Raw genomic sequence first — 24,885 nt, 5'->3', positions numbered from 1 at the left:
GAATCCTATGGGGTGATCCCGGAGTCGCCCTGGTCTCGCAACGAGATGTGGATGACGTTCCGGTCGCCGATTTCGACGATAGCCGACCGGCTGGCGACCACCGAATCCCCTTGCCGGAGGCGGACACGATGGATCCCGTCGACGACCACGGTGGTGCCGTTGCTGGAGTGCAGGTCGGTGACCACCACGGTGCGGCCGCTGGGTGCGATCTCGACATGATCGGCTGACACCTTCTTCTGGGGGGACGGGACTGTGACGAGGGTCTGAGGTGGGGATGCGACGGTGCGGTGGCGAGGGTGGCGCCCGAACACGACGGGGCCGTCGAGGAGCGAGGAGGGTGCATCGTTCAGCCGGAATTCGAACCGTGGGCCCCTGGGCTCACTGCGTTCGGGTTCGGGTTCGGGTTCGGGTTCGGGTTCGGCAGTCTCGTCGGGCGCAACGGGTGCCTGCGGGACGGGTGCCGGGCGGAGGACTGTGGTGTCGTCGGCGCCCGCCCCGCCGGCGGTCGAGGTGTCGGACGAGTCATGGGCCGCGTCGCGGGCCGAGGACACCCAGAGCAGCAGGTCGACCCGATGCTCGTCGTGCGCCCGGGTGAGAGCGACCGCCTCTGCCGGCACGGAGAGCTCCGATTCGGGAACCGGCGGCAGGTCGCCCAGCACCAACCCCGAGACCTCGCCGAACTCGGCCAGCGCCCAGGGCTGCGCTCCCCGCGAACCGAACCGCCTCGAACCGCCCGGCGAGACCAGGTCGACCGCGCCTCGGCCTCGAGCGACCGCCACCACGCTGTCCAGGCCGACGGATGCGTGGTCGCTCGGGGATTCGCCGGCGACTCTGAGTACGACGAAGGAGTCGACGCACGTCGCGCCACGCACGGGGATGCTCGACACCACGCTCTCGAGGGTGGTGCTCCCGGCGGCGAGCGCCGCCCGCACCGCCGACACGACCTCGCCTTCGCCCTCGCCCTCGCCGGAACGCTCGAGCGCCACCAGATACGGCCAGGCCACCAGCACGGTCCATCGCCCTCGACCGGGAATCGCGAACAGTCTCCCCATGCGCACACGGTAGCCCTCGGGCCGACGGTCGCCGCGGCACGACGCGAACCCAGCCCTCGGACGAGGTCGCACGCCGAGCACGCTCGACGACGGTTTCAGTGGTCGTGATGGCTTATCACCTACGGATTCGCTTGCCGCTCCCCCACGATCCTGACAGTATCGATGCATGAGCACGAAGCCCAAGCCCTCTCAGTTGGATGACACGTCGAAGGCGATCATCGAACAGCTGCAAGACGACGGCCGGCGCTCCTACGCCGAGATCGGGAAGGCCGTCGGCCTCTCCGAGGCGGCAGTGCGGCAACGCGTGCAGAAGCTCACCGAGTCGGGGGTGATGCAGATCGTGGCCGTGACCGACCCACTGCAGCTCGGCTTCTACCGTCAGGCCATGATCGGCCTGAAGGTGTCGGGCGACACCCGCGAGGTGGCCGACGCCCTCGCGCAGATGCCCTCCGTCGACTACGTGGTGCTCACCGCGGGAACGTTCGACATCCTGGCCGAAGTCGTCTGCGAGGACGACGACGACCTCATCGCCCTGTTGAACTCCGAGATCCGGAAGCTCGACGGGGTGCTCTCCACCGAAACATTCGTCTATTTGAAGCTGCACAAGCAGCTCTACAACTGGGGTACACGATGACCACCACCGAACAGCCCGTCTCCTCCTCCGCGTCCGACGCCTCTCTCGGCGGGCGGTCCGCGCGCTCCGAGGCCGAACTGCAGCAGATGGCGAAAGACCATCTCTGGCTGCACTTCTCCCGGCAGTCGGTGATGGAGTCCGGTGAGGGAGTGCCGATCATCCAGAAGGGCGAGGGCCACCACATCTGGGACTCCCGTGGCAAGAAGTACATCGACGGCCTGTCGGGGCTGTTCGTGGTGAACGCGGGCCACGGCCGCCGCCGGCTCGCCGAGGTGGCCGCCAAGCAGGCCGAGGAGCTCGCCTTCTTTCCGATCTGGTCGTACGCCCACCCGTCGGCCATCGAGCTCGCCGACCGGTTGGCCGATCTCGCTCCGGGAGATCTGAACCGGGTGTTCTTCTCGACCGGCGGCGGCGAGGCCGTCGAGACCGCCTTCAAGCTCGCGAAGTACTACTGGAAGCTGCAGGGCCGGCCCACCAAGCACAAGGTCATCTCGCGCTCGGTGGCGTATCACGGCACCCCCCAGGGCGCGCTCGCGATCACCGGCATCCCGGCGATGAAGGAGATGTTCGAACCGGTGACGCCGGGTGGCTTCCGGGTGCCGAACACGAACTACTACCGCGCGAAGGAGATGGGGTTCGACGGCACCGAGGAAGCATTCGGCCTGTGGGCCGCGAACCGCATCGAGGAGATGATCCAGTTCGAGGGCCCGGAGACCGTGGCCGCCGTGTTCCTCGAGCCGGTGCAGAACTCGGGCGGCTGCTTCCCGCCCCCTCCGGGCTACTTCCAGCGGGTGCGCGAGATCTGCGACCAGTACGACGTGCTGCTCGTGAGCGACGAGGTGATCTGCGCGTTCGGCCGGATCGGCAACTACTTCGCCTGCGACACCTACGGGTTCGAGCCCGACATGATCACCTGCGCGAAGGCGATGACCAGCGGGTACTCCCCCATCGGCGCCACCATCGTGAACGAGAAGGTCTACGAGCCCTTCAAGCACGGCCAGACGGCGTTCTACCACGGCTACACCTTCGCCGGGCATCCGGTGTCGGCGGCGGTGGCTCTGGAGAACCTCGACATCTTCGAGGAGGAGGGCCTGAACGCGCACGTTCGCGAGAACTCGCCGCTCTTCCGGCAGACGCTGGAGAAGCTCACCGATCTGCCCATCGTGGGTGACGTGCGCGGCGACGGATACTTCTTCGGAATCGAGCTGGTGAAGGACAAGTCCACCCGGGAGACCTTCGACGACGACGAGTCGGAGCGGCTGCTGCGAGGGTTCCTCTCGAAGGCCCTGTTCGACGCGGGACTGTACTGCCGTGCCGACGACCGGGGCGACCCTGTCATCCAGCTGGCTCCGCCGCTCACCATCGGGCGGAACGAGTTCGACGAGATCGAGCAGATCCTGCGCGGCGTGCTCTCCGAGGCGTGGACCAGGCTCTGAGCCCGGCCTGACCCGATGACGGCCGACTACCGAGACCTCTCGTTCTGGTTCGACTCCCTCGCCGCCGACGGCTCGGCCCCTCTCGAGCCCAGGTCGGGCCTTCGCGGCGACGTGACGACCGACGTCTGCATCGTGGGCGGCGGCCTCACCGGCCTGTGGACCGCCTATTACCTCAAGCGCGCTCATCCGGCTCTCTCGATCACCGTGGTGGAGAAGCACGTGGCCGGCTACGGCGCCTCCGGCCGCAACGGCGGCTGGTGCTCGGCGCTGTTCCCGACCTCCACGGCCGGACTCCGACGCGCCTACGGCGACGCCGCGGCCGCGGTCATGCGCCGGGCCATGATCGACACGGTCGACGAGGTGGGCCGCGTGATCGAGGCCGAGGGCATCGACTGCGACTTCGTGAAAGGCGGAACCCTCACCTTCGCGCGGAGCGCGGTTCAGCGCACGGCAGCCGCCGCCGAGGTGGCCGGCGCCCAGAGCTTCGGGATCGACCCGCTGGAATTGGTGACCGACGGCTCGGCCGGGGTCGGCTCCGCTCACGCGCGAGCTCTCGCCGCGACCTCCTCTCTGGCTGCCGCCTTCGACCCGAACTGCGCCCGTCTGCACCCGGCGAAACTCGTTCGCGGGCTCGCGGCCGTGGTCGAGCGCCTCGGCGTCGTGATCGCCGAGCAGACCGAAGCGGTGGAGTGGGCACCGCACCGGGTTCTCTACTCGAGCGTCGACGGGACGGGCGGCGCGGACGGAAAGGGGCTCATCCACTGCGACACCCTGGTTCTCGCTACCGAGGGCTACGGCGCGGCACTCCCCGGAATCGGCCGACGGATCCTGCCCCTGTACTCGCTGATGATCGCCACCGAACCACTGCCGACGAGCTTCTGGGACGAGGTGGGGATCGAGCACGGCACCACGTTCTCGGATTACCGTCACCTGCTCATCTACGGTCAGCGCACCGCCGACGACCGCTTCGCCTTCGGTGGCCGCGGTGCCCGTTACCACTGGGGAAGCAGCATCCGCCCGGAGTACGACCGCGTGCAGCGGGTGTTCGACCACCTCGAGCAGGCTCTGGTGGAACTCTTTCCCGCGGCCGGCGGCGTCGGGGTGACCCATCGCTGGGGCGGGCCGCTCGGAGTCGCCCGGGACTGGCACGCCTCCGCGTCGTACAACCCGCGCACCGGCGTGGCATTCGCGGGCGGTTACGTCGGCGACGGCCTGAGCACGACGAACCTCGCCGGGCGCACCCTGGCCGAGCTGATCGGCGGAGACGGCGGCGACCTGACCGGCCTGCCGTGGGTGAACCACCTCTCGCCGCGATGGGAACCGGAGCCGTTGCGCTTCATCGGCGCCAACCTGGGACTCGTGGGCACGACCCTCGCCGACGCGGAGGAGCGTGTGACCGGCCGGCCCTCGCTTGCCAGCCGGATGCTCGGCCCGCTCACCGGCCACTGACGTCACGCACCGCGCCATCGAGCTCAGTCGAGCCATTCGGGCACCCACCCCTGATCGATCACGTCGCGGACGAGGCGGCCCAGCGTGTAGTCGGGTTCGGCCCGGAGGCACTCGTCGAGATAGGCCGACGCCACCGTGCCGCGGCCCCGACTCCACTCGAGCCAGGCGAGCATGACCAGGGGGGCCGGAGCGAGCGAGGCAGGAGAGCACTCGGCCACGCGCCGGAGCACCTCGACCGCCCGACGGAGTCGCCCCTCGGAGGGTGCCTCCGACCCTGAGCCGAGGAAGCGGGCCAGGACGGAGCGCAACTCCTCGCTCTCGGGATGGGCCGACTCCTCAGCGGCGTCCATCGCCGAACGGGTGCCCCAGGCGCAGAGCAGCAGCACGAGATCACGGAGCTCTGAACGGCGCAACGGCCAGGCGAGCGCGAGCGCCCTGGTGTCGCCGGGCAGGCCGTCGGCGTCCAGCGTCGCCGCCCAGTCGGCGATCGCGCGCAGAGGGTCGTGATCGGAGAGCTCGCCGCGGGCTCCCTCACGACCGCCTCCGGCGGACGCCAGGCCAAGCACGGCGAGCGCAGCCGTACGGCGCTCCTCGGAAATCGGGTGCAGCGGCCGGAACGGGCCGTGGTGCACGTCGCCGTGGTCGGCGAGGTCGTGCGTGGGCGAGGAGGGGTGCGCCGGACGGTGGGCTGGGAACGCGGAGGTCTCGGGAGCGAGCGGGCGCGGTTCTGCGAGCATGCCGGTCGCCCCCACCCGGCACACCGAGCCGTCGGAGACCTGCAGGAGGAGGCCGACGGCGAAGCCGGCGGCGGACAACCGGGCGGCGAGCCCCACCAGCAGGTCGCCGGGGGGCGCGACCGGCTCGAACGCGATCAGGTCGACTCCCGACGCTCCGGTGAGTCGGGACACGAGGCCCGTGAGCTGCGCGGAGAAGCCGGCGATCGACGACTCTCCGTCGGTGGGCGGGAGATCGACCCGCAGCACGGCGAAAGGACGCCGTCGCCGGCGGATGCGCAGCCCAAGACTGCCCTCGGGCCGGAAGCCGAGCGTGGCAACCACGTCGGCGACGGCTTCCGCCTCGAGGCCGCCGGACCGAGGGACGGGGGCCCGGGAGGGCGGAGGCGGGACGGAGACGGGACGGGATGCGGGGCGGGCGGTGAGCGAGGGTGACGATGCGGTTGTCATGCCCACAGTGTCGGTGGGGGGCGGGCGGGCGAGCCGCGGGGAAGCGGATCTGTGGAGAGCTGGGCGCATCCGTCGCCTGTGGAGGAACGGACGGAACGGGACGCGAGCCCGCCCGGAAACACGGATCGCCGGCCCCCGAGGATCTCGGGAGCCGGCGATCGTCCTGCGCCGGCGCGAAGCCGGCCGTCAGGATCAGGCCTGGAGGACGGCCTGCACGTCGAGGGTGATGGTGACCTTGTCGCCGACGAGCACGCCTCCGGTCTCCAGGGCCGCGTTCCAGTTCACACCGAACTCGTTGCGGTCGATCTCGGTCTTCGCCTCGAAGCCGGCCTTGTAGTTGCCGTAGGCGTCGGTGCCGAAGCCGCCGAACTCGAAGTCGAAGGTGACCGGCTTGGTGACGCCCTTGATGGTGAGGTCGCCGTCGATCTTGTAGTCGCCCTTCTCGACGCGGACGCCCGTGGACACGAAGGTCAGTTCGGGGTGCGTGGGAGCGTCGAAGAAGTCGTTGGTGGCCAGGTGGCCGTCGCGGTTCTTGTCGTTGGTGTTGATGGAGGCCACATCTGCGGTGGCGGTGACCTTCGTCTCGAGCGGGTTGTCGGTGGTGACGAAGGTGGCGTCGAACTTCTCGAACGTTCCCTTGACCTTGCTGATCAGCATGTGACGCACGCTGAAGCCGACCTCGGAGTGCGAGGGGTCGATGGTCCAGGTGCCGGCGCGGTAACCCGGGATCTCGATGGTGTCGGTCATGATTTCTCTTTTCGTGAGTGACGGAGCTGAAGCGAGGAAAGTGACATGTCACGCCCCCGGACTATTCAAATGCATGAAATCACGGAAATATTCCGAAAGGCTCGGAGCGGGCGTAAAGTCCGCCGGATACCGACGCCGGTCACGATGCCGGGCACCGACGCCAGACGCGCACGCGCACGCCGTCGCGGACGCGCCCGCGCCGAACCGGGACCCTCACACGTTCGTCGCTTACCCTGGAGCCCATGTGGAAGCCCTCGGTACGTGGCTGGGGCACGCTCGCGGTGGTGACCGCGCTCGTGCTCGGATCCGGTGTGCCCGCCGGCGCAGCCCCTCAGATGTCCCCCGCCACCGCTCCCGGAACCACGGTTCCCGCTGACGACGACTTCCCCACGTGGGACGAGGTGAACGCCGCGAAGGCCAATGAACAGGCCGCGGCGGCGAAGGTCACCGAGATCCAGGCCGACCTCGACAGCCTCGACACCGTGCTCGCCGAGCGAACCGACGCCGCCCTGAAGAGCGGCCAGGAGTACCTCAAGGCCAAGAGCTCGGCCGAAGCGGCGGCCACCTACGCCGCGACGCTGCAGCAGCAGGCCGACGACGCCACCTCGACCGCCGACCGGGCGACCGCCCAGGCGGGACTCATCGCCGCTCAGCTGTACCGCTCGGGCGGCGACCCCACGATGAACCTCGTGCTCAACCAGAACAACTCCTCGTCGCTGCTCTATCAGCTGGGCGCGATGGCGAAGCTCACCGAACAGACCTCGCGCATCAAGGATGCGGCCGAAGCGGCCAAGAACACGGCGTCGGCCCTCGAGGAGCAGGCCCAGATCGCGAAGACCGAGCGCGACACGCTCGAGCAGACCGCCCAGGACGAGCTCCAGGCCGCGAAAGACGCCAAAGCCGAGACCGACGCGGAGATCGCGTCCCAGACGGCGATCAGATCCCAGATGGTCGACCAGCTGGCGTCACTCAAGAACACCACCGCCCAGGTCGAGAAGGCCTACCAGGATGGCCAGGCGCAACTGGCCGCCCAGCGAGCGGCCGAAGCGGCAGCAGCAGCGGCCGCCGCCGGTTCGGGCGACTACGACGACACCCCCGGCAGCGCCTGGGTGCCCGGCAGCGGCGAGGTCGCCTCCCCGGCCGTGGCGCAGGCCTTCGCACAGAGCATCCTCGGCGACTACGGCTGGGGCGGCGACCAGTTCTCGTGCCTGGTGCGGCTCTGGACCGGCGAATCCGGATGGCGCGCGAACGCCTACAACGACTCCAGCGGCGCCTACGGCATCCCCCAGTCGCTGCCCGCGTCGAAGATGGCCTCGGTGGGCTCCGACTACGTCACCAACCACCAGACCCAGATCATCTGGGGCATGAACTACATCTCAGGCCGCTACGGCACCCCGTGCGAGGCGCTCTCGCAGTGGACGGCCCGCAACCCGCACTGGTACTGATCCCGAAGGCCTGAGCGGTTGCCGACGCGCCTCAGTGCCATCGGTGGTCTTGGATAGTCATCCGCGCACCGTGCCGCGGGGGCATGAACCCGCTCGCCAGCACCAACCGCACCACCCGCTGACGCTGCCCCCGCCACGGTTCGAGCACCTCGGCGAGCGCGTCGTCGTCGATCGGCTCGCCGAAGAGAGCCCACCCCATGGTGGCCGCGAGATGGTAGTCGCCGAAGCTCACCGCATCCGGATCGCCGTGGGCCCGCTGGGCGGTCTCCGCCGCCGTCCACGGCCCCACCCCGTTCACCGTGCGCAGCCGTCGCCATACCTCGTCGCCGGCGCCCAGCGCCGCCGTGCGCTCCAGCCCAGGGGCCACCTGGGCGGCGAGCAGCACGGTGCGCGACCGGCTCGGGTCGACCCCCGCCCGGTGCCACTCCCACGACGGGATGCGCCGCCACTGCTCCGCTGTCGGTGCCAGCCGCAGCGGCACCGGTCCGCGCGCCGGGTGCCCCTGAACCGCGGGCCCAGGAGCCACGTCGCCGTGAGCGGAGACGAGCACCCGCCAGGCCCGGAAGGCCTCGGTGGAGGTGATCTTCTGCTCGATCACCGCGGGCGCGAGGGCGTCGAGCACCCGGCCGGTGCGGGTGAGGCGCAGCCCGCGGTTGCGCCGAGCCGAATCGGCCAGCAGGGCGAAGGCCGAGGGGTCGAAGTCGCTCCAGTCGTCGTCGGCGCCGAGCAGCGCCGGCACCGAGGCGAGAGCGACGGATGCGCCACTCCCCCAGGCACTCACCCTCACCTCGCCCGACACGGCCCGGAGATACAGGGTCGCGACCCCGCCGGGCGCATCCTGGTCGTCGACCGGGGTTCGCAGCGCCAGCCAGACCCCACCCACCTCGTCGAACCGCAGGCACGGGTCGAAGGCTCCGCGCCGGAGGGGGCCCAGCGTGGCCCGGAGATCGACCTCGCCGCGTGGGCGATAGACCGTCTCGACGGGCGCATCCGACGCCGCCGGGTCGGCCGCCGTGGAGCGCGGAACGGATCGCGCGGTGGAGGAGCTCATCGTGGCAGGAAGACTACGTCACCCTGCCGACAGCCAGGGCGGACGACACCGGGATCGGGCGACACCGGGATCGGACGAGCCAGCGCGGTCAGTCGAGCTCGTCGAGCAGCCCGAGCAGCCACCCCGGGCCGCGCACGGTCGCCCCGAGCTGCTCCACCCGGCCGGTGAGCTCGCGATCGGCCGTCACCACGACGGTCGCACCCGCCCACGGCCGCCCGACGACCTCGACGATCGCGTCGTCGCCGGAGCCCTCGGCCGACGACACACTCAGCAGCCCTCCCGACCCGGAAGCGCCCGGTTCGACCTCGGCAGAGCCTGCCGCCCGGGCCGCACCCTCGAGCACCACCTCGAACAGCGGCCAGCTGCGCCCCGCCCCGGTCCGGGGGCCGGCCTCCGTGACGAACTCGCTCGACTCCACGCCGCTCTCGCTCAAGCGGCCCAGCCGCTCGATCAGCTTCGCGGCCGCCCCCGCACGATCGCGCCACCATCCGTCGGGGCGTGAGCCCACCACGTTGGCGGCATCCACCACCACCCGGATGCGCTCGTCGAGCCGGTCGCGCAACGCCGGCCACGACGACGCGAACCCCGGATGCAGGGGCAGCGCCTCGACCTCGTGACGGGGAACCCAGCGCAGCTCGAGACTCTCGGCATCGCCGATGCGCGCCTCGAACGGCCGGGCCGTGCGGGTGACGACCGTCACGTACGACCAGTACCCCAGGTCGAGCACCGAGGTGAAGGCGAGCTGGAGGGCGTCGGCCGGTACTCCGGCCTCCTCTCCGGCCTCGCGGATGGCGCCGTCGACCGCGGACTCCCCCTCGTGCAGCGCGCCGCCCGGCAAGCCCCAGGTGCCGCCGAAGTGGCTCCACTCGGCACGGTGCTGCAGCAGGATGCCCGCCCGCTCGTCGTGCACCAGGAGTCCGGCCGCGCCGTAGCGCCCCCAGAACCGGCGGCCGTCGGCCGCTTCCACCCAGGCGTCGCCGCTGTCGCGCGGATGCGAGGGAGGAAGAGCCGTCATGCTTCCACCTTCTCACGACGTCGTCGCCCGCACCTCCGCGAGCGACGATGATGGACACATGATCGCTGTGCCCGTCATCCGTCACCCCCTTCGGCACTTCGCGGGCCGCTCCGGCGAACGGGTGATCGACTTCGATCGGCGCATCGCCGTGATGGCCATCGTGAACCGCACGCCAGACTCGTTCTACGACCGGGGCGCCACGTTCGCGCTCGACCGCGCGGTGCAGGCGGCCGTCGACGCCGCCGAGGCGGGAGCCGACTGGGTCGACATCGGAGGCGCGAAGTTCGCTCCCGGCCCCGAGATCGCGGCCGCCGACGAGCTCGACCGGGTGCTGCCGGTGGTGGCCGCTCTCGCCGAACGCAGCGACGTGGTGATCTCGGTCGACACCTTCCGCGCATCCGTCGCCGCCGCCTGCCTCGAAGCCGGCGCCCACGTGGTGAACGACACCACGGGGCTGAGCGACCCGGAGATGGCCCCGGTGGTGGCCGAGCACGGCGGCTCCCTGGTGATCACGCACTCCCTCGCGGCGCCGCGCACGCCGTATCCCCATCCTCGGTACGACGACGTGGTCGACGAGGTGCGTGCCTTCCTTCTCGACCGGGTCGAGCGCGCCGTGGGCGCCGGAGTGGGTGAGGACCACCTCTACATCGACCCCGGCCACGATCTCAACAAGAACACCCGGCACAGCCTCGAAATCACCCGGCGCTTCGACGAGATCGCGTCGATCGGCCTGCCCGCCCTCGCCGCGGTGTCGAACAAGGACTTCGTGGGCGAATCCCTCGACGCCGAGAAGGCCGACCGGCTCGAAGGCTCGCTCGTGGCCGCCACCGCCTGTGCGATGCTCGGCGCACGACTCGTGCGCATGCACGACGTGCGCGCCTCGGTTGCGGCGATGCGCATGCTCGAGACCATCCTGGGCTTTCGCGAGCCGGCCGTGCTGCGGCACAACGTCTGACCAGCTGAAGGAGAACGGATGCCAGGCCCCACCATCCCCGAGATCGTCGAACTGTTCCCGGTACCGTCGCGGCCCCTCGGCCGGGAGGAGCTCGTCGCCGCGTACTCGCCCGACCGGTCGGAGCCGCGGCTGCGCGTGAACTTCATCCAGAGCGTCGACGGATCGTCGTCGCTCGCGGGCCTCTCCGGAGGGCTGGGCGCTCCGGCCGACAAGACGGTGTTCGACATCCTGCGCGGGGTCGCCGACGTGGTGCTCGTGGGGGCGGGCACCGCCAGGGCCGAGGGGTACGGTGCGCTCACCGTGGGCCCGGATTTCGTGGCGTGGCGGCGGGCTCAGGGCCTCAGCGATCATCCGTCGATGGCGCTCGTGAGCGGTCGGCTGGACCTCGATCCGGCGAGCGATCTGTTCGCGAAAGCACCCACGCGGCCCTTGGTGTTCACCGCGCGATCGGCACCCGACGAGGCGCGGCAGCGGCTCGCATCCGTCGCCGAGGTGATCGACGCGGGAGATCAGCGGGTCGACGCCGCCGCCGTGGTGCACGAGTTGCGCGAGCGCGGACTCGGGCAGACGCTCTGCGAGGGCGGCCCGACCTTCTTCGGCGACCTCATCGCGGCCGACCTGGTCGACGAACTCTGCCTCACCATCAGCCCCGTGCTCGAGGGCGGCGCGGGCGCTCGCATCGCGCACGCGACGGGCGGCCCGACCGTGCCACGCCACCTCGAGCTGGCCCACCTGCTGCGCGCCGGCAGCTTGCTGCTCACCCGCTGGACCCGCGCCGCCGCCTGACCCCGCCGCCGCCTGACCGCGCCGCCGCCCGACCCCGCCACCGCCTGACCCCGCCGGGCCACAGACCTACAGCTGGTCGACCGCCCGGATGCGCACCACCGCGGTGCCCGCCTCGTTCGAGGCCGCCAGGTCGACCTCGGCCGAGATGCCCCAGTCGTGGTCGCCCGCCGGGTCGTCGAAGATCTGGCGGGCCCGCCACACCTCGGCGCCCTCGTCGAGGATGAGCAGGGCGGCGCTGCGCGCATGAGGACCGATGCCCACCGAGTCGTGCACGTCGTAGTAGTTATCCATCGCCGACGCCCAGGCCTCCGCCCCGAAGCCGGATGCCGCGTCGAGCTCGCCGAGCTCCTCCCAGGCCTCACGCGCCGCCAGCGTCACCCGGCGGAACAGCTCGTTGCGCACCAGGATGCGGAACGCCCTCGGGTTCGAGGTGAGCAGCCTCGGCGCCGGCGGCACCACGGCCTCCTCGGAGTCCTCGCGACGTGCGGCGGCCTCCACCGCGGCCGGATCGATCAGCGCCTCCCACTCGTCGAGCACGCTCGAGTCGGTCTGCCGCACCAGCTCGCCGAGCCACTCGATCAGGTCGAGCAGGTCGTCGTTCTTGAGGTCGTCGGGCACCGTGGAACGCAGGGTGCGATACGCGTCGGACAGGTAGCGCAGCACCAGCCCCTCGGAGCGCGCCAACCGGTAGAACGCGATGTACTCGCCGAACGACATCGCCCGCTCGTACATGTCGCGGATGACCGACTTCGGCGAGATGTCGAAGTCGCCGATCCAGGGCTGCGACGCGCGGTACGTGTCGAACGCCTCGGTGAGGAGCCCCAGCAGGGGCTTGGGGTACGTGACCTCCTCGAGCAGGTCCATCCGCTGCTCGTACTCGATGCCCTCAGCCTTCATCGCCTGCACGGCCTCGCCGCGCGCCACGAACTGCTGCGCCGAGAGCACCGGCCGGGGGTCGTCGAGGATGGCCTCGGTCACCGACACCACGTCGAGCGCGAAGGAGGGCGAGTCCTCGTCGAGGAGGTCGTAGACGGCGAGCGCGAACGGCGAGAGGGGCTGGTTCAGCGCGAAGTTCGGCTGCAGGTCGACGGTGGGGCGGATGATCGTGATGCCGGTGTCCGCATCCGTCACCTGCTCCACCACCCCCGCGGTGCGCAGCGTGCGGTAGATGGCGAGGGCCTGGCGGATGAGCTCCCGCTGCCGGGCGCGCGGCTCGTGGTTGTCCTCGAGCAGGGCGCGCATGTTGCCCACCACGTCTCCGCCGCGGGCGATCGTGTTCAGCACGAGCGAGTGCGTGACGGTCATGCGCGAGGTGAGCGTCTCGGGCGAGGCGGCGATCAGCTTCTCGAAGCTCGGCTCGCCCCACGACACGAAGCCCTCCGGCGCCTTCTTGCGGATGAGCTTGCGCCGCTTCTTCGGGTCGTCGCCGATCTTCGCCAGGGCCTTGAGGTTCTCGGTCTCATGCTCGGGCGCCTGCACCACCACGGTGCCGGCGGTGTCGTAGCCGGCACGACCGGCGCGACCCGCGATCTGGTGGAACTCGCGCGCGGTGAGCTGGCGCATCCGGATGCCGTCGTATTTCGTCAGGGCCGACAGCAGCACGGTGCGGATGGGCACGTTGATGCCCACGCCGAGCGTGTCGGTGCCGCAGATCACGCGCAGCAGCCCGCGCTGCGCGAGCCGTTCGACGAGCCGCCGGTACTTCGGCAGCATGCCCGCGTGGTGCACCCCGATGCCCATCCGGATCAGGCGCGACAGGGTCTTGCCGAACGCCGTGGTGAACCGGAAGGGCCCGATCAGTTCGGCGATCTCGTCGCGGAGCTCCCGGCTCGCCACCTTGATGCTCGACAGCGCCTGCGCCCGCTCCACGGCGGCCAGCTGGGAGAAATGCACGATGTAGACGGGAGCGCGTTGCGTCTGCAGAAGCTCCTCCACCGTCTCCTGGATGGGCGTGGTGGCGTAGGTGTAGCTCAGGGGAACCGGCCGCTCGACGCCCGTGACCACCGTGGTCTCGCGCCCGGTGCGCCGCGACAGGTCGGTGGCCAGCCAGTCGACCTCGCCGAGCGTGGCCGACATCAGCACGAACTGCGCGCGCGGCAGCGTGAGGATGGGCACCTGCCAGGCCCAGCCGCGGTCGGGCTCGGCGTAGAAGTGGAACTCGTCCATCACCACCTGGCCCACCTCGGTGTCGGCGCCGTGGCGGAGGGCGAGGTTCGCCAGGATCTCGGCGGTCGCGCAGATGATGGGCGCATCCGGATTCACCGACGAGTCGCCCGTCACCATGCCGACGTTCGAGGCGCCGAAGATCTCGACCAGGTCGAAGAACTTCTCGCTCACCAGAGCCTTGATCGGCGCCGTGTAATAGCTCCGGATGCCCTGCGCCAACGCCGTGGCGTGCGCCCCGACCGCCACCAGCGACTTGCCCGTGCCGGTGGGCGTGGAGAGGATGACGTTCTCGCCCGAGACGATCGCCAGGATCGACTCGTCCTGCGCCGGGTAGAGCGGCGTTCCACGGTCGGCGGCCCACTCGGCGAACGCGTCGTAGGCGGCGTCGGCGTCGAAGGGCTGCGGCATCGCCGGGCGGGAAGGGGTGGGGGTCACCCGTTCAGCCTAGGCTGGGCGGATGAGCGAGGGCGTGCGCATCGACAGCTGGTTGTGGGCTGCGCGCGTCTACAAGACCCGCTCGATGGCCACCACCGCCTGCCGGGCGGGGCACGTCCGGGTGAACGGCGAGCGGGCGAAGGCCGCGCAGAACGTGAAGCCGGGCGACGAGGTTCGGGCACGGATCAGCGGGTTCGACCGCATCCTGAAGGTGGTGGCCCTCTCCACCAAGCGGGGTTCGGCCACCGCCGCCGCGGAGTACTTCCTCGACCTCACTCCCCCGCCGCCGCCCCGCGAGGAGATCGCCTTCGTGCCGATCCGCGACCGGGGAGCGGGCCGGCCCACCAAGCGCGACCGGCGCGAGATCGAACGGCTGCGCGGACTCAGGGACGAACAGTAACCTTGACGCTAGACGAGCCGTACCGACGAGCGGCAGCCTTCACCACCACACCGCGAGGCCAGTAGGAGCATCATGTCCGACGCCACCCCGACCGACACCGACGCCACCCAGAGCCTGAACCCGCTCGAGCCCGCCGCGGAGGGGCAGCCGGGCCAGGCTGGCCAGACCTCGCCGGGGGCTCAGCCCGCACCCGGCTACGAGCTCAAGGGCCGCGACCGCACCGCCCTCAGCTTCGTGGGCGCCTCGCTCAAGATCGGCACGCCGGAGTTCCGCGCGCGGTACGAGGCCATCGTCGACGAGCTGTACCGCCACCACTTCATCGACCCCACGGCCCACCCCGCCTACGAGCCGCCGCCGGTGCCGCCGATCGACGACGTCGAGGGCGAGAACGATCCGCTGGAGATCATCCGTTCGCAGCTCGGCCTCGTGTTCGACGACCGCCGCGTGCGCGACGACGCGCGATCGGATGCGGAACGCCGGCTCGCCGAGACCAGCGCCCGGCTGGCAGACATGACGTCCCGCTACGAAGACACCCAGGCGCGGCTCGACTCGACCTCGGCCGATCTCGCCGAGCGCGAGCAGCAGCTGCTCGCGCTGCAGCAGCGGCTGGCGTCGGAGACCTCGTCGCTGCAGGCGCAGCTGGCCGACGAGACGGCGCGGTTGCAGGCCCAGCTCGCCGACGAGACCGGCCGGCTGCAGGCGGAGCTCGCCTCCACCACCGCCCGTCTCACCGACGAGCACCAGGCGGCCGCCTCGGGCTACGAGACCCAGATCGGCGGCCTGCACGCCGCGCACGCCGCGCAGCTCGAGGAGGTGCGGGGCGGCCACGTGGCGCAGCTCGAGCAGCTGAGCTCGTCGCACGCCGCGCAGATCGAACAGCTCACGGCGGCCCACGCCGCCCAGGTCGACGAGCTGCGCCGCTCCCACGCCGCCGAGACCGAGCAGCTCCGCGCCGGTCACGCCTCCGAGAGCGACCAGCTGCGCGTGCACGACGAGCAGCTCAGGGCCGCCCACGCGGCGGAGCTCGAGCAGATCACCGCGGCCCACGCGGCCGAGCTGGAGCAGCTGCGCACCGCCCACGCGGCGGAGCTCGAGCAGGAGCGTGCCGCCGCGGCCGCCGAGGCCGAGCAGCTGCGGGCCGAGAACACGGCGCTCACCGAGCGCTTCGGCAGCGAGATCGAGCAGCTCCGCACCGACCACGCCACCACGGTCGCCGCGCTGTCCGCCGACGGGGAGGGCTCGGCGGCCGCCGTGGCGCAGACCGCGGCCGAACTCGAGCGCAGCCGGGCCCGCGTGTCGGAGCTCGAGGCCGAGCTCGCCACGGCCCGCGCGGAGAGCGATGCGGCCACGGCTGCGGCGTTCGCCGACGAGACTCCGGAGTCGGATGAGGGGCTCCGTCACGAGGCGGCACTCGCCGAGGCCCGGGCCCGTGTCGCCGAGCTGGAGGGCGAGCTGAAGGAGGCGCGCACTCAGACCCGCATCCTGCCCGTGCAGTCGGCCGCCACGTCGAGCCCGGAGGCCGTCGAGGAACCCGAGGGCTTCGAGGCCCTCGGCCTCGTGGGAGAGGACGATCTCGGCGACGCCCGCGACCGCGTCGCCCGCCTCGAGCACGAGCTCGCCACGGCCCGCACCGAGATCGGCATCCTCGCCGACGAGCGCGATCGGGCGCTCTCCGATGCCGCCATCTCGTTGGAGGACCGCGAGAAGCTCAGCGACGCCCTGATGGCGGCACAGTCGGGCCGGGGGGCCCAGGCGGCCTCGATCGAGATCGAGCTCACCCGGGCCCGCGCTCTGGTGACCGAGATCGAGGAGATCGCCACCGGCCAGCTCTGCGACGAGGACGAGACGAACGAGTACGCCATCGGCGCGAACGACTCCGCCGTGCTCGTGCTCAATGCGATCGCGGGAGCCGACGACGTCGCGTGACCTGCCGTTCCACCGAGCGCCCATCCGTCGCAAACCGCCCCTCATGGCGCCCCGAAGGGCGGTTTGCGACGGGTGGATGCGGAGGTGTCGGGTGAGGACCGCGCGGGTGGGATGTGTACGCTGTCCACAAGGGCGTTCGACGATCATCGCCCGCCCGGAGGCGCAGCGTGAGCGGTGACACCCGGCCGGCCGGCCGCGACACCTATCGGCACGGCGACCTCCGCGACGCTCTCCGCGACGCCGGCATCGAGATGGCCCGCGAGGGCGGCCCAGACGCCGTGGTGCTGCGCGAGGCCACCCGTCGCGCCGGCGTCTCACCGAACGCCGCCTACCGGCACTTCTCCGATCGCGACGCCCTGCTCAAGGCGGTCTCCGACGCGTGCCTGGGGCTCGCGGCCGATCGCATCGAGGCGGAGCTCGACGCGCATCCGCCGACCGGTGCCGACGGGTCGCTCACCGAGGCCGACGCCCGCGCCATGCTCCGGGCCGTTGGCGTGGGCTATCTCGCCTTCGCCCGGGAGGAGCCAGGACTCTTCCGCACCGCCTACTCGGTGGCCGACGACCTGCGCCGCGCGAACGAGCCCGCCAAGGCCGGGCACCGGGGCCGCACCCCGTTCCAGCTCGTGGGTGTCGCGCTCGACGCGCTCGTCGAGACCGGCGCGATGCCGGCCGAGCGGCGCCAGAACGCCGAGTTCCTCGCCTGGGCGGCGGTGCACGGGCTCGGCATGCTCGTGATCGACGGCCCCTTGCGCGGGCTCGACGACCGGATGGTCGACTTCGCCACCGCGCGACTGCTCGACATGGTCGATCGCGGGCTCTGAACCGGGCGGCCCCGCGCGCTCGTCGACGGAATCTCGCGGCGATTTCCCACGGGCCGGACTGGCATGATTGCAGCATGAGCGGCTCCGACGGAACGGGTGACATCACGGATGCCGCCGCCGAACGTCCGAGCCCCGACGGCCGTATCGTCGCGGCCACCCTGCAACTGCTCCGCGACCGGGGGCCGGCCGGAGTCACCGTGGAGGCGGTCGCGGCGAGATCCGGAGTGGCGAAGACCACCATCTACCGCCGCTACGAAGACCGCGAGGCGCTGCTCTCCGCCGCCATCGACGTGGCCACCACCGAGGTGACGCTGCCCACCGGCATGAGCACCTACGACACGCTGCACTGGCTGCTCGGAGCGGCCCGCGTGCGCGTGCAGGACATCGTGGGGCGCGGCACGGTCGCCGCCATCCTGATCGACGACGACGCACCCTTCACCGACGAGCTCCGCGACATGATCCGGATGCGCAGCCACCAGCTGGTGTCGTTCCTCGACGAGGCGGTCGCGCGCGGCGACCTGCGGCCAGGACTCGACGTGAAGCTCGTGGTGAGCGTGCTGCTCGGCTCGGCGGTCGGCCACGTCATCCGCGGCGGCGAGCCCGACGAGGAGTGGGCCGACCGGCTGCTCTCGCTGCTCTGGCCGGCCCTCACCCCGCCCGAATAGCCTCCCGAGAGCCCGCCCGCGCCATCGCATCCGTCGATTTCGGCCCCATAACGCCCTGGGAAGGGCCGAAATCGACGGATCTGGTGTTCAGGTGAGATCTGGTGTTCAGGTGACGGGTTGGGAGGCGCGGGGGGCGTTGGCGACGCGGGCCGCCACCTCCTCCGGGGTGATGGGGGTGGTGAGCACCTTGCCCGGGTTGAACTGCTGGCCCGGGTCGGCCGCGTCGAACAGGCCCTGCATGAGGGCCACGCCGCCGGCCGAGATGTCCTGCTCCATCCACGGGGAGTGCTCGACACCCACACCGTGGTGGTGCGACAGGGTGCCGCCCGCATCGATGAAGGCCTGCTGGATGCTGGACTTCACGACCTCGTACTGCGGGATCGGGTCGTCGCCGTGCACGAACGCGAACGTGAAGTACAGGCACGCGCCCGAGTGGTACGAGTGCGAGAGGTGGCACATGATCCAGCCGTGCACACCGAGCGCGTCGTACGCCTTGTTCGCCGCGGCGATCGTGTCGTCGTAGACCTTCTGCAGCTTCGACCACGGGGCCGCGGTCTCGGAGACGTCGGCCGCGGCACCGCGGTCGAGCAGGAAGTCACGCAGGTAGGGCGTGTCGAACTTCTTCTGGTCGTAGAGGGCGCCGGGGCCCTTGCCCACGCCGAGGCCGCCGTGCTTGCGCACGATCTTCGACACGAGCTTCTTCTCGTACGCCACGTGCGAGGCGCTGCCCTCGTAGCCGATGAACGACAGGCACATGTCCTCCAGCACCCAGCCGCGCTGCTTCAGCACGGCCATCAGGCCCTTGGTGACCGCACCCGAGACCCCCTTGGACTCCTTGCGGGTGGCCAGCGAGAATCCGCTCTCGCGCGCATCCGACACCCGGGTGATCGACGGCGAGGCGTCGGACTCGGCGATGGCCTGCATGGCTGCGAGCCCGGCCTTCCAGTTCGGGAAGAAGTAGGCCTGCACCTCGCGCACCTTCGGCACGCGGTGCACCTGCACGGTCACTTCCGTGATCACGCCGAGGCGCCCCTCGGAGCCGAGGATCATCTCGCGCACCGACGGGCCGGTGGAGGTCGAGGGCAGGGGCCGCAGCTCCACGACCGTGCCGGGCCGCACCATCCGGAGCCCACGGGCGATGTCGGCGATGTCGCCGTACTTGTCGGACTGCATGCCCGAGGAGCGGGTGGCGACCCAGCCGCCCACCGTCGAGTGGGTGAAGCTGTCGGGGAAGTGCCCGATGGTCCAGCCGCGGGCGCCCAGCGCCGCCTCCAGGTCGGGGCCCTGAGCTCCGGCCTGGATGCGGGCGAGTCCCGAGCCCTCGTCGATGTCGATCACCCGGTTCAGGCGCCCGAGGTCGAGCGAGACGATGGTGCGCTTCTCGTCGGCCAGCGGCTCGAGGCTGCCGGCGATGTTGCTGCCGCCGCCGAACGGGATGATGACGGCACCCTCGGAGACCGCCGCGTCGACCACGCGCTGAACCTCGGCCTCGTCGGCCGGGTAGACGACCACGTCGGGCAGGCGGGCGATCTCGTTACGACGGATGCGCAGCAGGTCGCGGATGCTCTTGCCGTACGTGTGCACCACGCGCGGCTCGTCACCCGTGGTGGCGTACTGCTCCCCCACGATCGACACCAGCTCGGCCTCGAAGGCCGGCGTGATGCGCGACGGCTCGATGGTGAGCTGGTCGAACGCCAGCGGTTCGACGGGCGGCAGGCTGAGATCCAGCGCCACCGCCTTCTTCACGAACGGCGCGAAGTCGGGCTTGTCCTCGAAGTGGAACCCGACGCCCTCGAGGCCCCAGCCCCACCACTTCATGTGCTTCACATCGGTCATGCGATTCCTTTCGGGGTGGTGCGCGCGGGAGCCTCGGCCGCCGCGCTGGAGTGCAGTCGGCGCACTTCGGCGGCGATTCGCTTGGAGAACTGGTCGGGAGTCTCGCCGGGTAGACCGATCATAGGCTCACCGAACACCACGGCGACCGGGGGCCGACCGGGAATCGGCCAGTTACGGCCGCGCGGCATCGCGGCGCTGGCACCCACGATGGCGACGGGCACGAGCGGCACGTCGCAGGAGAGCGACAGTGCGGCGGCCCCGGCCTTGAACTCGGCCATCTCGCCGGTCTTCGACCGCGTGCCCTCCGGGAACACCAGCAGTGGCACCCCCCGGTTGAGCAGCTTCTTCGACACGCCCTGCTTCTGGGCGGTGCCGGTGCGGTCGATCGGGAACGCGTTGAAGAACAGGGCGGTCAGGATGCGCCGCCACCAGATGTCGAAGAAGTAGTCCGCAGCGGCTCCCGCGGCGAGATAACGACCCATCCGCCTGGGCAGTGCGCACATGATCAGCGGGGCATCCAGGTGGCTGGAGTGGTTCGCCACGGCGATGAAGGCACCCTGCACGCCCTTCACGGCGTCGTGACCGCGCACGCTCACCCGGGTGATCGACCAGACCACGGGCTTCAGCAGCATCCGCTGGGCCACGAAGCGCATGTTCGCCCACCCGCCGCTGGTGAAGCGGTCTTTCGGGGCCCGGATGAGATGGGGGTGCTTGTCTGTCATCACTGTGCCTTCGTCTCCGCAGGGTCGAGCGGTTTGCTGCGGCTCGACGAGATCCGGCCCGAGATGTACCGGATGACGCTCCGCGGCAGGTGCCGGGTGAACAGCATCAGGAAGCGGAAGCGCTTCGACGGCACCGAGAGCACCTTGCCCCGCGCCACGTCGTGCAGGCATTCCTCGACCAGCGCGTCGGCGTCGAGCCAGAGGAAGTCGGGGATCGACTTCGTGCGGATGCCGGCCCGCTGGTGGAACTCGGTGCGCACCCAGCCCGGCAGCACCGCCGTGACCTGCACCCCGGTGCCCTTGAGCTCCACGGCGAGCGCCTCGGTGTAGGCCGTCGTCCAGGCCTTGACGGCGGAGTAGTTGCCGGTGGCGATGGTGCCGGCCACGCTCGACACGGTGAGGATGGTGCCCCGGTGCCGCGCCTTCATGGCCCGGCCGGCTGCGCCGCCGAGCACGAGCACCGCGAGCGCCATCACGGCGAGGGCGCGCTCGTGCACCGAGACGTCGCGTTCGAGCAGCGAGCCGTGGATGCCGAAGCCGGCGTTGTTGACGAGGAAGTCGATGGGCTCGGTGGTCGACTCGAGCCGTTCGGCCACGCGGTCGACATCGGCCCGCACCGCGAGGTCGGCCTGCAGGATGTCGACCCTCACGCCGCTCTCGCGCGCCAGTTCCTCGGCGCTTCGCCGCAGTCGCTCCTCGTCGCGGGCGACGAGGACGAGGTCGTATCCTCGGAGCGAGAGGGCACGGGCGAATGCTGCACCGATCCCCGACGTTCCACCGGTCACCAGAGCCGTCGCCATGGTGCTTAGGATACGCTACGGAGTGCGTAGCGTTAGACGAGCGCATCCCGTCACCCCCTCCTCGCCGACCTCGCCGGGGAATGCAGTCGCCCTCCGGAGAGTCCATGATGTCCGTCGAAGAACAAGTGCCCCCGCGGTTCGATGTGCGCGATTTCGCACGCACCGCCGTCGGCAGCCACCGCTCGGAGATCGACCTCGAGGCGTTCGCCGCGCATCCGCTCGCCCCCTCGACCGTGCGCCTGCTGGCCTACCTGCGTGAGCTCGAGCGCTCCACCATGACCTACCTGCGCAACGTGCTCGTGACGCCCACCCACAAAGACGCGCGGGTCACCGCCTTCCTCACCACGTGGGCGTTCGAGAAGTACTGGATCGCGGACGCCTTCGAGGTGATCGTGCGCGCCCACGGCGTCGACCCCACCGAGATCGAGAAGCTGCCGCGCCTGAAGGCGCTCGCCCTCGAGATCGCCGAGCGGGCCACACCGATCGTGGAGTCGTTCCGCGCGAACGCGATCGGCCCCGACGTGATCGGCGTGCACCTGTCCACCGTCACCGTCGACGAATGGATGACCGAGGCCGCGTACACGCGCCTGAAAGAGGTCGATCCGCACCCGGTGCTCGTCTCGCTGCTCGACCGGGTGCTCGAGGTGAAGTCGCGGCACCGCGCCTTCGTCGAGCCCGACACGCTCGCCCGACTGGAGTCGTCGGCCCGTGCCAGGGGACTCGCCCGGCGGGCACTCCCCCGCACGCCGTGGCCGATCGGCGCCGCGAGCGTGCAGCAGACCGAGTCGGCCTTCTTCTACGAAGAACTGCTGACGGCCGACCTGGCCGACCGGGTCGACCAGGCTGTGCGGGCACTGCCTGGCCTGGGCGGCCTGCACGTCGTCGCCTCGGCGCGAACCGCGACCATCTCCCCGTCGGGCGGCCTCGGCCGCACCGTCGGACGCGCCCTGGCCGGCGCACGCCATGCTCTCTCGCCCTCGAAAACGACCTCCAGGAAAGGCGGAGCGAACGGATGACCGACTCCACCCCGATCGAATCGACACCCACCGATCCCGGCTCCTCGCACGTGCTGCTCACGGGCGCCACCGGTTTCGTGGGCCAGGCGGTGCTGGAGCGGCTGCTTTCCGCGCACCCCGACACCCGGGTGTCGTTGCTGATCCGCCCCAAGTCGCGCACGACGGGTGAGACCCGGCTGCAGACGCTGCTGAAGAAGCCGGTGTTCCGCACCTGGCGCGCATCCGTCGGCGAGGACGAGGTGGAGCGCACCATCCGGGAGCGGCTGAGCGTCATCCAGGGAGACCTCGCCAACCCGGGCGAACTCCCCGGCGACATCGACGTGGTGCTGCACGGCGCCTCGACGGTGTCGTTCGACCCGCCCATCGACGACGCCTTCCAGACCAACGTCGACGGCGCCACGGGCCTCTACGGCGCCCTGCTCGCCTCGGGCAGTGACCCGCACGTGGTGCACGTGTCGACGGCCTATGTGGGCGGCATGCGCAAGGGCGTCTCGCCCGAGGCGCCGCTGGAGCACGAGATCGACTGGCGCGCCGAGAACGCCGCCGCCAAGTCGGCGCGCCGCCGCGTGGAGATGGCGTCGCGTCAGCCCGAGGTGCTGCGGAAGCTGCTCGCCGCCTCGCGCGCGAAGCTCGGCAAGGTGGGGCCCCAGGCGGTCGCCGCCGACGCCGAGGCCGCCCGCATCGAGTGGGTCACCAAGCGTCTGATCGACCACGGCCGCATCCGTGCCGAATCGCTCGGCTGGACCGACGTGTACACGCTCACCAAGGCCTTCGCCGAGCGCGCCGCCGAAGAGCTCTGGGGCACGGCCGGCCACCGGTTGTCGATCGTGCGCCCGTCGATCATCGAGAGCGCGCTGCGCCATCCGTTCCCCGGCTGGCTCGACGGCTTCAAGGTGGCCGACCCGCTGATCATGGCCTACGGCCGCGGCCAGCTGCCCGAGTTCCCGGGCGTGCCCGACTCGATCCTCGACGTCATCCCGGTCGACTTCGTGGTGAACGCCATCCTCGCCGCCGCCGTCACCCCCGCGCCGGTCGACGAGCCCGCGTACTACCAGGTGGTCTCGGGGGCGCGTAATCCGCTGCCCTTCCACACCATGTACGAGAACGTGAAGGAGTTCTTCACCGAGAACCCGATGCCGAGCGACGACGGCGGCATCGCCGTTCCGTCGTGGCGCTTCCCGGGCGGCCGCTCGGTGGAGCGCACGCTGCGGCTGCAGGAGCGGCTCGCCTCGGCGGCCGACAAGACGGTGGCCAGGCTCCCCTCCAACCCCCGCACGCGGCAGTGGACGGAGACGCTCCGTCAGCGCCAACAGGGCCTGGACCAGCTGCGCTACTTCGCCGAGCTCTACCGCGCCTACGTGCAGACCGAGCTGATCTTCGACGACCGCAACACGCGCGCCCTGCACGAATCCATCCCCGACGAGCTGAAGGCCGACCGCGGCTTCGACGTGGCCGAGATCGACTGGCACGAGTACTTCCAGGCCATCCACTTCCCCTCCATCACGGGGCTCACGAAAGCCTTCGCGAAGCGTCCCGCCGGCCGTGCCAGGGCCAAGCGCGCCCTTCCGGTGCGCAGCGACGTGCTCGCCGTGTTCGACTTCGAGGGCACCGTGGTGGAGTCGAACCTGGTGGAGCAGTACCTCTGGATGCGCCTCGGCACCATTCCGAAGGCCCAGTGGCCGCAGGAGTTCGCGAGCCTGCTGATGTCGGTCCCGTCCTATCTCCGGGCCGAGCGACGCGACCGCGGCGAGTTCATCCGCACGCTGGTGCGGCGCTACAAGGGCATCCGGGTCGACGAGCTGCATGGGCTGGTCGAGGGCAGCTTCGGCGCCGCGATGCTGAGCCGGGCGATTCCGGATGCGCTGGACCGCGTGGCCCAGCACCGCGCGGCGGGTCACCGCACCGTGCTGGTGACGGGCGCGATGAGTTCGGCCGCCGAGCCGTTCGCGGCGTTCTTCGACGAGGTGGTCGCCGGCGAGATGCACGCCTCGAAGGGCGTGCTCACCGGCTACCTCGCGTCGCCCCCGCTCGTCGACGAGGCGCGCGGCGCGTGGCTGCGCGAGTACGCCGCGGCCCACGGCGCCAACCTCACGCAGTCGTACGGCTACGGGGACAGCCTGGCCGACGTGGCGTGGCTGAAACTCCTGGGAAACGCCACCGTGGTCAATCCCGACACCGAACTGTATCGACACGCGCAACGAACCAGATGGACGGTGGAGGACTGGACCAGACGTTCATCCGATCGTCACATCGAACCGGCTACTCTGGCCCTGCGGCCCGACGCACCGGTTGCCGCACCCGAGGAAGGAGACCGGTCGAGCGCCAGCTGACGCTCCGCCGACAC

At 70.9% G+C, this 24,885-nt stretch carries 21 protein-coding genes; 12 read left to right on the top strand and 9 right to left on the bottom strand.

Translation table 11 applies throughout. The annotated features are described in order from the left end of the window. Positions 1 to 5 precede the first annotated feature (5 nt). Positions 6 to 1,052 carry an FHA domain-containing protein gene (locus ACEXOR_RS11125; RefSeq protein ID WP_374849705.1) on the bottom strand — a complete coding sequence of 349 codons (1,047 nt, stop codon included), beginning with the start codon at positions 1,050 to 1,052 and terminating at the stop codon, positions 6 to 8. Positions 1,053 to 1,218: 166 nt separating this feature from the next. Between ACEXOR_RS11125 and ACEXOR_RS11120 the strand changes: the two genes are divergently transcribed. From ACEXOR_RS11120 to ACEXOR_RS11110, 3 genes are read left to right on the top strand one after another with little or no spacing between them, the layout of a single operon-like run. Further along, the gene (locus ACEXOR_RS11120; RefSeq protein ID WP_374849704.1) at positions 1,219 to 1,686 is read left to right on the top strand and encodes an Lrp/AsnC family transcriptional regulator; all 468 of its coding nucleotides are present in this window, start codon (positions 1,219 to 1,221) and stop codon (positions 1,684 to 1,686) included. Then, positions 1,683 to 3,122 carry an aspartate aminotransferase family protein gene (locus ACEXOR_RS11115; protein ID WP_374849703.1) on the top strand — a complete coding sequence of 480 codons (1,440 nt, stop codon included), beginning with the start codon at positions 1,683 to 1,685 and terminating at the stop codon, positions 3,120 to 3,122. The genes ACEXOR_RS11120 and ACEXOR_RS11115 overlap by 4 nt, the downstream gene beginning before the upstream one ends. Positions 3,123 to 3,137: 15 nt before the next feature. Next, a complete protein-coding gene (locus ACEXOR_RS11110) occupies positions 3,138 to 4,571 on the top strand; it encodes an NAD(P)/FAD-dependent oxidoreductase (protein WP_374849702.1) in 1,434 nt (477 codons plus the stop codon). 23 nt (positions 4,572 to 4,594) lie between these two features. Here ACEXOR_RS11110 and ACEXOR_RS11105 read toward each other — a convergent pair whose 3' ends face one another. Next, entirely contained in the window at positions 4,595 to 5,755 is a 1,161-nt protein-coding gene (locus tag ACEXOR_RS11105; RefSeq protein ID WP_374849701.1) for a DUF4192 family protein, read from the bottom strand. A gap of 192 nt (positions 5,756 to 5,947) precedes the next feature. Further along, positions 5,948 to 6,502: a YceI family protein gene (locus ACEXOR_RS11100; RefSeq protein ID WP_374849700.1), complete on the bottom strand. Its 555-nt coding sequence runs from the start codon at positions 6,500 to 6,502 to the stop codon at positions 5,948 to 5,950. 242 nt (positions 6,503 to 6,744) lie between these two features. Between ACEXOR_RS11100 and ACEXOR_RS11095 the strand changes: the two genes are divergently transcribed. Beyond that, positions 6,745 to 7,947: a coiled-coil domain-containing protein gene (locus tag ACEXOR_RS11095; protein WP_374849699.1), complete on the top strand. Its 1,203-nt coding sequence runs from the start codon at positions 6,745 to 6,747 to the stop codon at positions 7,945 to 7,947. A 31-nt stretch (positions 7,948 to 7,978) separates the two neighbouring features. Here ACEXOR_RS11095 and ACEXOR_RS11090 read toward each other — a convergent pair whose 3' ends face one another. Beyond that, positions 7,979 to 8,998: a DNA-3-methyladenine glycosylase family protein gene (locus ACEXOR_RS11090; protein ID WP_374849698.1), complete on the bottom strand. Its 1,020-nt coding sequence runs from the start codon at positions 8,996 to 8,998 to the stop codon at positions 7,979 to 7,981. 88 nt (positions 8,999 to 9,086) lie between these two features. Continuing rightward, a complete protein-coding gene (locus ACEXOR_RS11085) occupies positions 9,087 to 10,013 on the bottom strand; it encodes an NUDIX domain-containing protein (RefSeq protein WP_374849697.1) in 927 nt (308 codons plus the stop codon). 58 nt (positions 10,014 to 10,071) lie between these two features. Here ACEXOR_RS11085 and folP point away from each other — a divergent pair, with 58 nt between their 5' ends. After that, on the top strand, positions 10,072 to 10,968 hold the full coding sequence (folP, locus tag ACEXOR_RS11080; RefSeq protein ID WP_374849696.1) for a dihydropteroate synthase: 897 nt from the start codon (positions 10,072 to 10,074) through the stop codon (positions 10,966 to 10,968). An 18-nt stretch (positions 10,969 to 10,986) separates the two neighbouring features. Further along, complete coding sequence (locus ACEXOR_RS11075; RefSeq protein ID WP_374849695.1) at positions 10,987 to 11,754, top strand: pyrimidine reductase family protein; 768 nt, start codon at positions 10,987 to 10,989, stop codon at positions 11,752 to 11,754. A 66-nt stretch (positions 11,755 to 11,820) separates the two neighbouring features. On the opposite strand, the gene ACEXOR_RS11070 is transcribed toward ACEXOR_RS11075, so the two are convergent. Further along, entirely contained in the window at positions 11,821 to 14,328 is a 2,508-nt protein-coding gene (locus ACEXOR_RS11070; protein ID WP_374849895.1) for a DEAD/DEAH box helicase, read from the bottom strand. Positions 14,329 to 14,377: 49 nt separating this feature from the next. Here ACEXOR_RS11070 and ACEXOR_RS11065 point away from each other — a divergent pair, with 49 nt between their 5' ends. The 4 genes from ACEXOR_RS11065 (at position 14,378) to ACEXOR_RS11050 (ending at position 18,167) form a co-directional block, all read left to right on the top strand. Then, positions 14,378 to 14,755, top strand: coding sequence for an Hsp15 family ribosome-associated heat shock protein (locus tag ACEXOR_RS11065; RefSeq protein ID WP_374849694.1), 378 nt, complete (start codon positions 14,378 to 14,380; stop codon positions 14,753 to 14,755). 72 nt (positions 14,756 to 14,827) lie between these two features. Next, on the top strand, positions 14,828 to 16,681 hold the full coding sequence (locus ACEXOR_RS11060) for a coiled-coil domain-containing protein (RefSeq protein ID WP_374849693.1): 1,854 nt from the start codon (positions 14,828 to 14,830) through the stop codon (positions 16,679 to 16,681). A 167-nt stretch (positions 16,682 to 16,848) separates the two neighbouring features. Further along, on the top strand, positions 16,849 to 17,502 hold the full coding sequence (locus ACEXOR_RS11055; RefSeq protein ID WP_374849692.1) for a TetR/AcrR family transcriptional regulator: 654 nt from the start codon (positions 16,849 to 16,851) through the stop codon (positions 17,500 to 17,502). Between the two features lie 74 nt (positions 17,503 to 17,576). After that, a complete protein-coding gene (locus tag ACEXOR_RS11050; RefSeq protein ID WP_374849691.1) occupies positions 17,577 to 18,167 on the top strand; it encodes a TetR/AcrR family transcriptional regulator in 591 nt (196 codons plus the stop codon). A gap of 105 nt (positions 18,168 to 18,272) precedes the next feature. Here the strand turns inward: ACEXOR_RS11050 and ACEXOR_RS11045 are convergent, their stop codons facing one another. The 3 genes from ACEXOR_RS11045 to ACEXOR_RS11035 are packed head-to-tail and all read right to left on the bottom strand — an operon-like array spanning position 18,273 to position 21,525. Beyond that, entirely contained in the window at positions 18,273 to 20,003 is a 1,731-nt protein-coding gene (locus tag ACEXOR_RS11045; protein WP_374849690.1) for an FAD-binding oxidoreductase, read from the bottom strand. After that, positions 20,000 to 20,725, bottom strand: a complete 726-nt coding sequence (locus ACEXOR_RS11040; protein WP_374849689.1) for a lysophospholipid acyltransferase family protein — start codon at positions 20,723 to 20,725, stop codon at positions 20,000 to 20,002. The genes ACEXOR_RS11045 and ACEXOR_RS11040 overlap by 4 nt, the downstream gene beginning before the upstream one ends. Further along, a complete protein-coding gene (locus ACEXOR_RS11035) occupies positions 20,725 to 21,525 on the bottom strand; it encodes an SDR family NAD(P)-dependent oxidoreductase (RefSeq protein WP_374849688.1) in 801 nt (266 codons plus the stop codon). Before ACEXOR_RS11035 ends, ACEXOR_RS11040 begins: the two co-directional genes overlap by 1 nt. Positions 21,526 to 21,668: 143 nt before the next feature. Between ACEXOR_RS11035 and ACEXOR_RS11030 the strand changes: the two genes are divergently transcribed. Both ACEXOR_RS11030 and ACEXOR_RS11025 read left to right on the top strand, forming a co-directional pair. Continuing rightward, entirely contained in the window at positions 21,669 to 22,541 is an 873-nt protein-coding gene (locus ACEXOR_RS11030; RefSeq protein ID WP_374849687.1) for a hypothetical protein, read from the top strand. Continuing rightward, positions 22,538 to 24,871, top strand: a complete 2,334-nt coding sequence (locus ACEXOR_RS11025; RefSeq protein ID WP_374849686.1) for an SDR family oxidoreductase — start codon at positions 22,538 to 22,540, stop codon at positions 24,869 to 24,871. Before ACEXOR_RS11030 ends, ACEXOR_RS11025 begins: the two co-directional genes overlap by 4 nt. Positions 24,872 to 24,885: the final 14 nt, after the last annotated feature.

This window comes from Herbiconiux liangxiaofengii, from assembly GCF_041927335.1.
Taxonomy (GTDB): Bacteria; Actinomycetota; Actinomycetes; order Actinomycetales; family Microbacteriaceae; genus Herbiconiux; species Herbiconiux liangxiaofengii.
The sequence above is the reverse complement of the archived record's forward strand: the minus strand, read 5'-3'. Positions and strand labels throughout refer to the sequence as shown.

Coding starts and splice junctions, on each gene's coding strand:
- ACEXOR_RS11095 (WP_374849699.1), top strand. CDS start 6,745: ATGTGGAAGCCCTCGGTACGTGGCTGGGGCACGCTCGCGGTGGTGACC.
- ACEXOR_RS11090 (WP_374849698.1), bottom strand. CDS start 8,998: ATGAGCTCCTCCACCGCGCGATCCGTTCCGCGCTCCACGGCGGCCGAC.
- folP (WP_374849696.1), top strand. CDS start 10,072: ATGATCGCTGTGCCCGTCATCCGTCACCCCCTTCGGCACTTCGCGGGC.
- ACEXOR_RS11060 (WP_374849693.1), top strand. CDS start 14,828: ATGTCCGACGCCACCCCGACCGACACCGACGCCACCCAGAGCCTGAAC.
- ACEXOR_RS11045 (WP_374849690.1), bottom strand. CDS start 20,003: ATGACCGATGTGAAGCACATGAAGTGGTGGGGCTGGGGCCTCGAGGGC.
- ACEXOR_RS11050 (WP_374849691.1), top strand. CDS start 17,577: ATGAGCGGCTCCGACGGAACGGGTGACATCACGGATGCCGCCGCCGAA.
- ACEXOR_RS11065 (WP_374849694.1), top strand. CDS start 14,378: ATGAGCGAGGGCGTGCGCATCGACAGCTGGTTGTGGGCTGCGCGCGTC.
- ACEXOR_RS11070 (WP_374849895.1), bottom strand. CDS start 14,328: ATGCCGCAGCCCTTCGACGCCGACGCCGCCTACGACGCGTTCGCCGAG.
- ACEXOR_RS11075 (WP_374849695.1), top strand. CDS start 10,987: ATGCCAGGCCCCACCATCCCCGAGATCGTCGAACTGTTCCCGGTACCG.
- ACEXOR_RS11035 (WP_374849688.1), bottom strand. CDS start 21,525: ATGGCGACGGCTCTGGTGACCGGTGGAACGTCGGGGATCGGTGCAGCA.
- ACEXOR_RS11125 (WP_374849705.1), bottom strand. CDS start 1,052: ATGGGGAGACTGTTCGCGATTCCCGGTCGAGGGCGATGGACCGTGCTG.
- ACEXOR_RS11100 (WP_374849700.1), bottom strand. CDS start 6,502: ATGACCGACACCATCGAGATCCCGGGTTACCGCGCCGGCACCTGGACC.
- ACEXOR_RS11025 (WP_374849686.1), top strand. CDS start 22,538: ATGACCGACTCCACCCCGATCGAATCGACACCCACCGATCCCGGCTCC.
- ACEXOR_RS11110 (WP_374849702.1), top strand. CDS start 3,138: ATGACGGCCGACTACCGAGACCTCTCGTTCTGGTTCGACTCCCTCGCC.
- ACEXOR_RS11105 (WP_374849701.1), bottom strand. CDS start 5,755: ATGACAACCGCATCGTCACCCTCGCTCACCGCCCGCCCCGCATCCCGT.
- ACEXOR_RS11085 (WP_374849697.1), bottom strand. CDS start 10,013: ATGACGGCTCTTCCTCCCTCGCATCCGCGCGACAGCGGCGACGCCTGG.
- ACEXOR_RS11040 (WP_374849689.1), bottom strand. CDS start 20,725: ATGACAGACAAGCACCCCCATCTCATCCGGGCCCCGAAAGACCGCTTC.
- ACEXOR_RS11115 (WP_374849703.1), top strand. CDS start 1,683: ATGACCACCACCGAACAGCCCGTCTCCTCCTCCGCGTCCGACGCCTCT.
- ACEXOR_RS11120 (WP_374849704.1), top strand. CDS start 1,219: ATGAGCACGAAGCCCAAGCCCTCTCAGTTGGATGACACGTCGAAGGCG.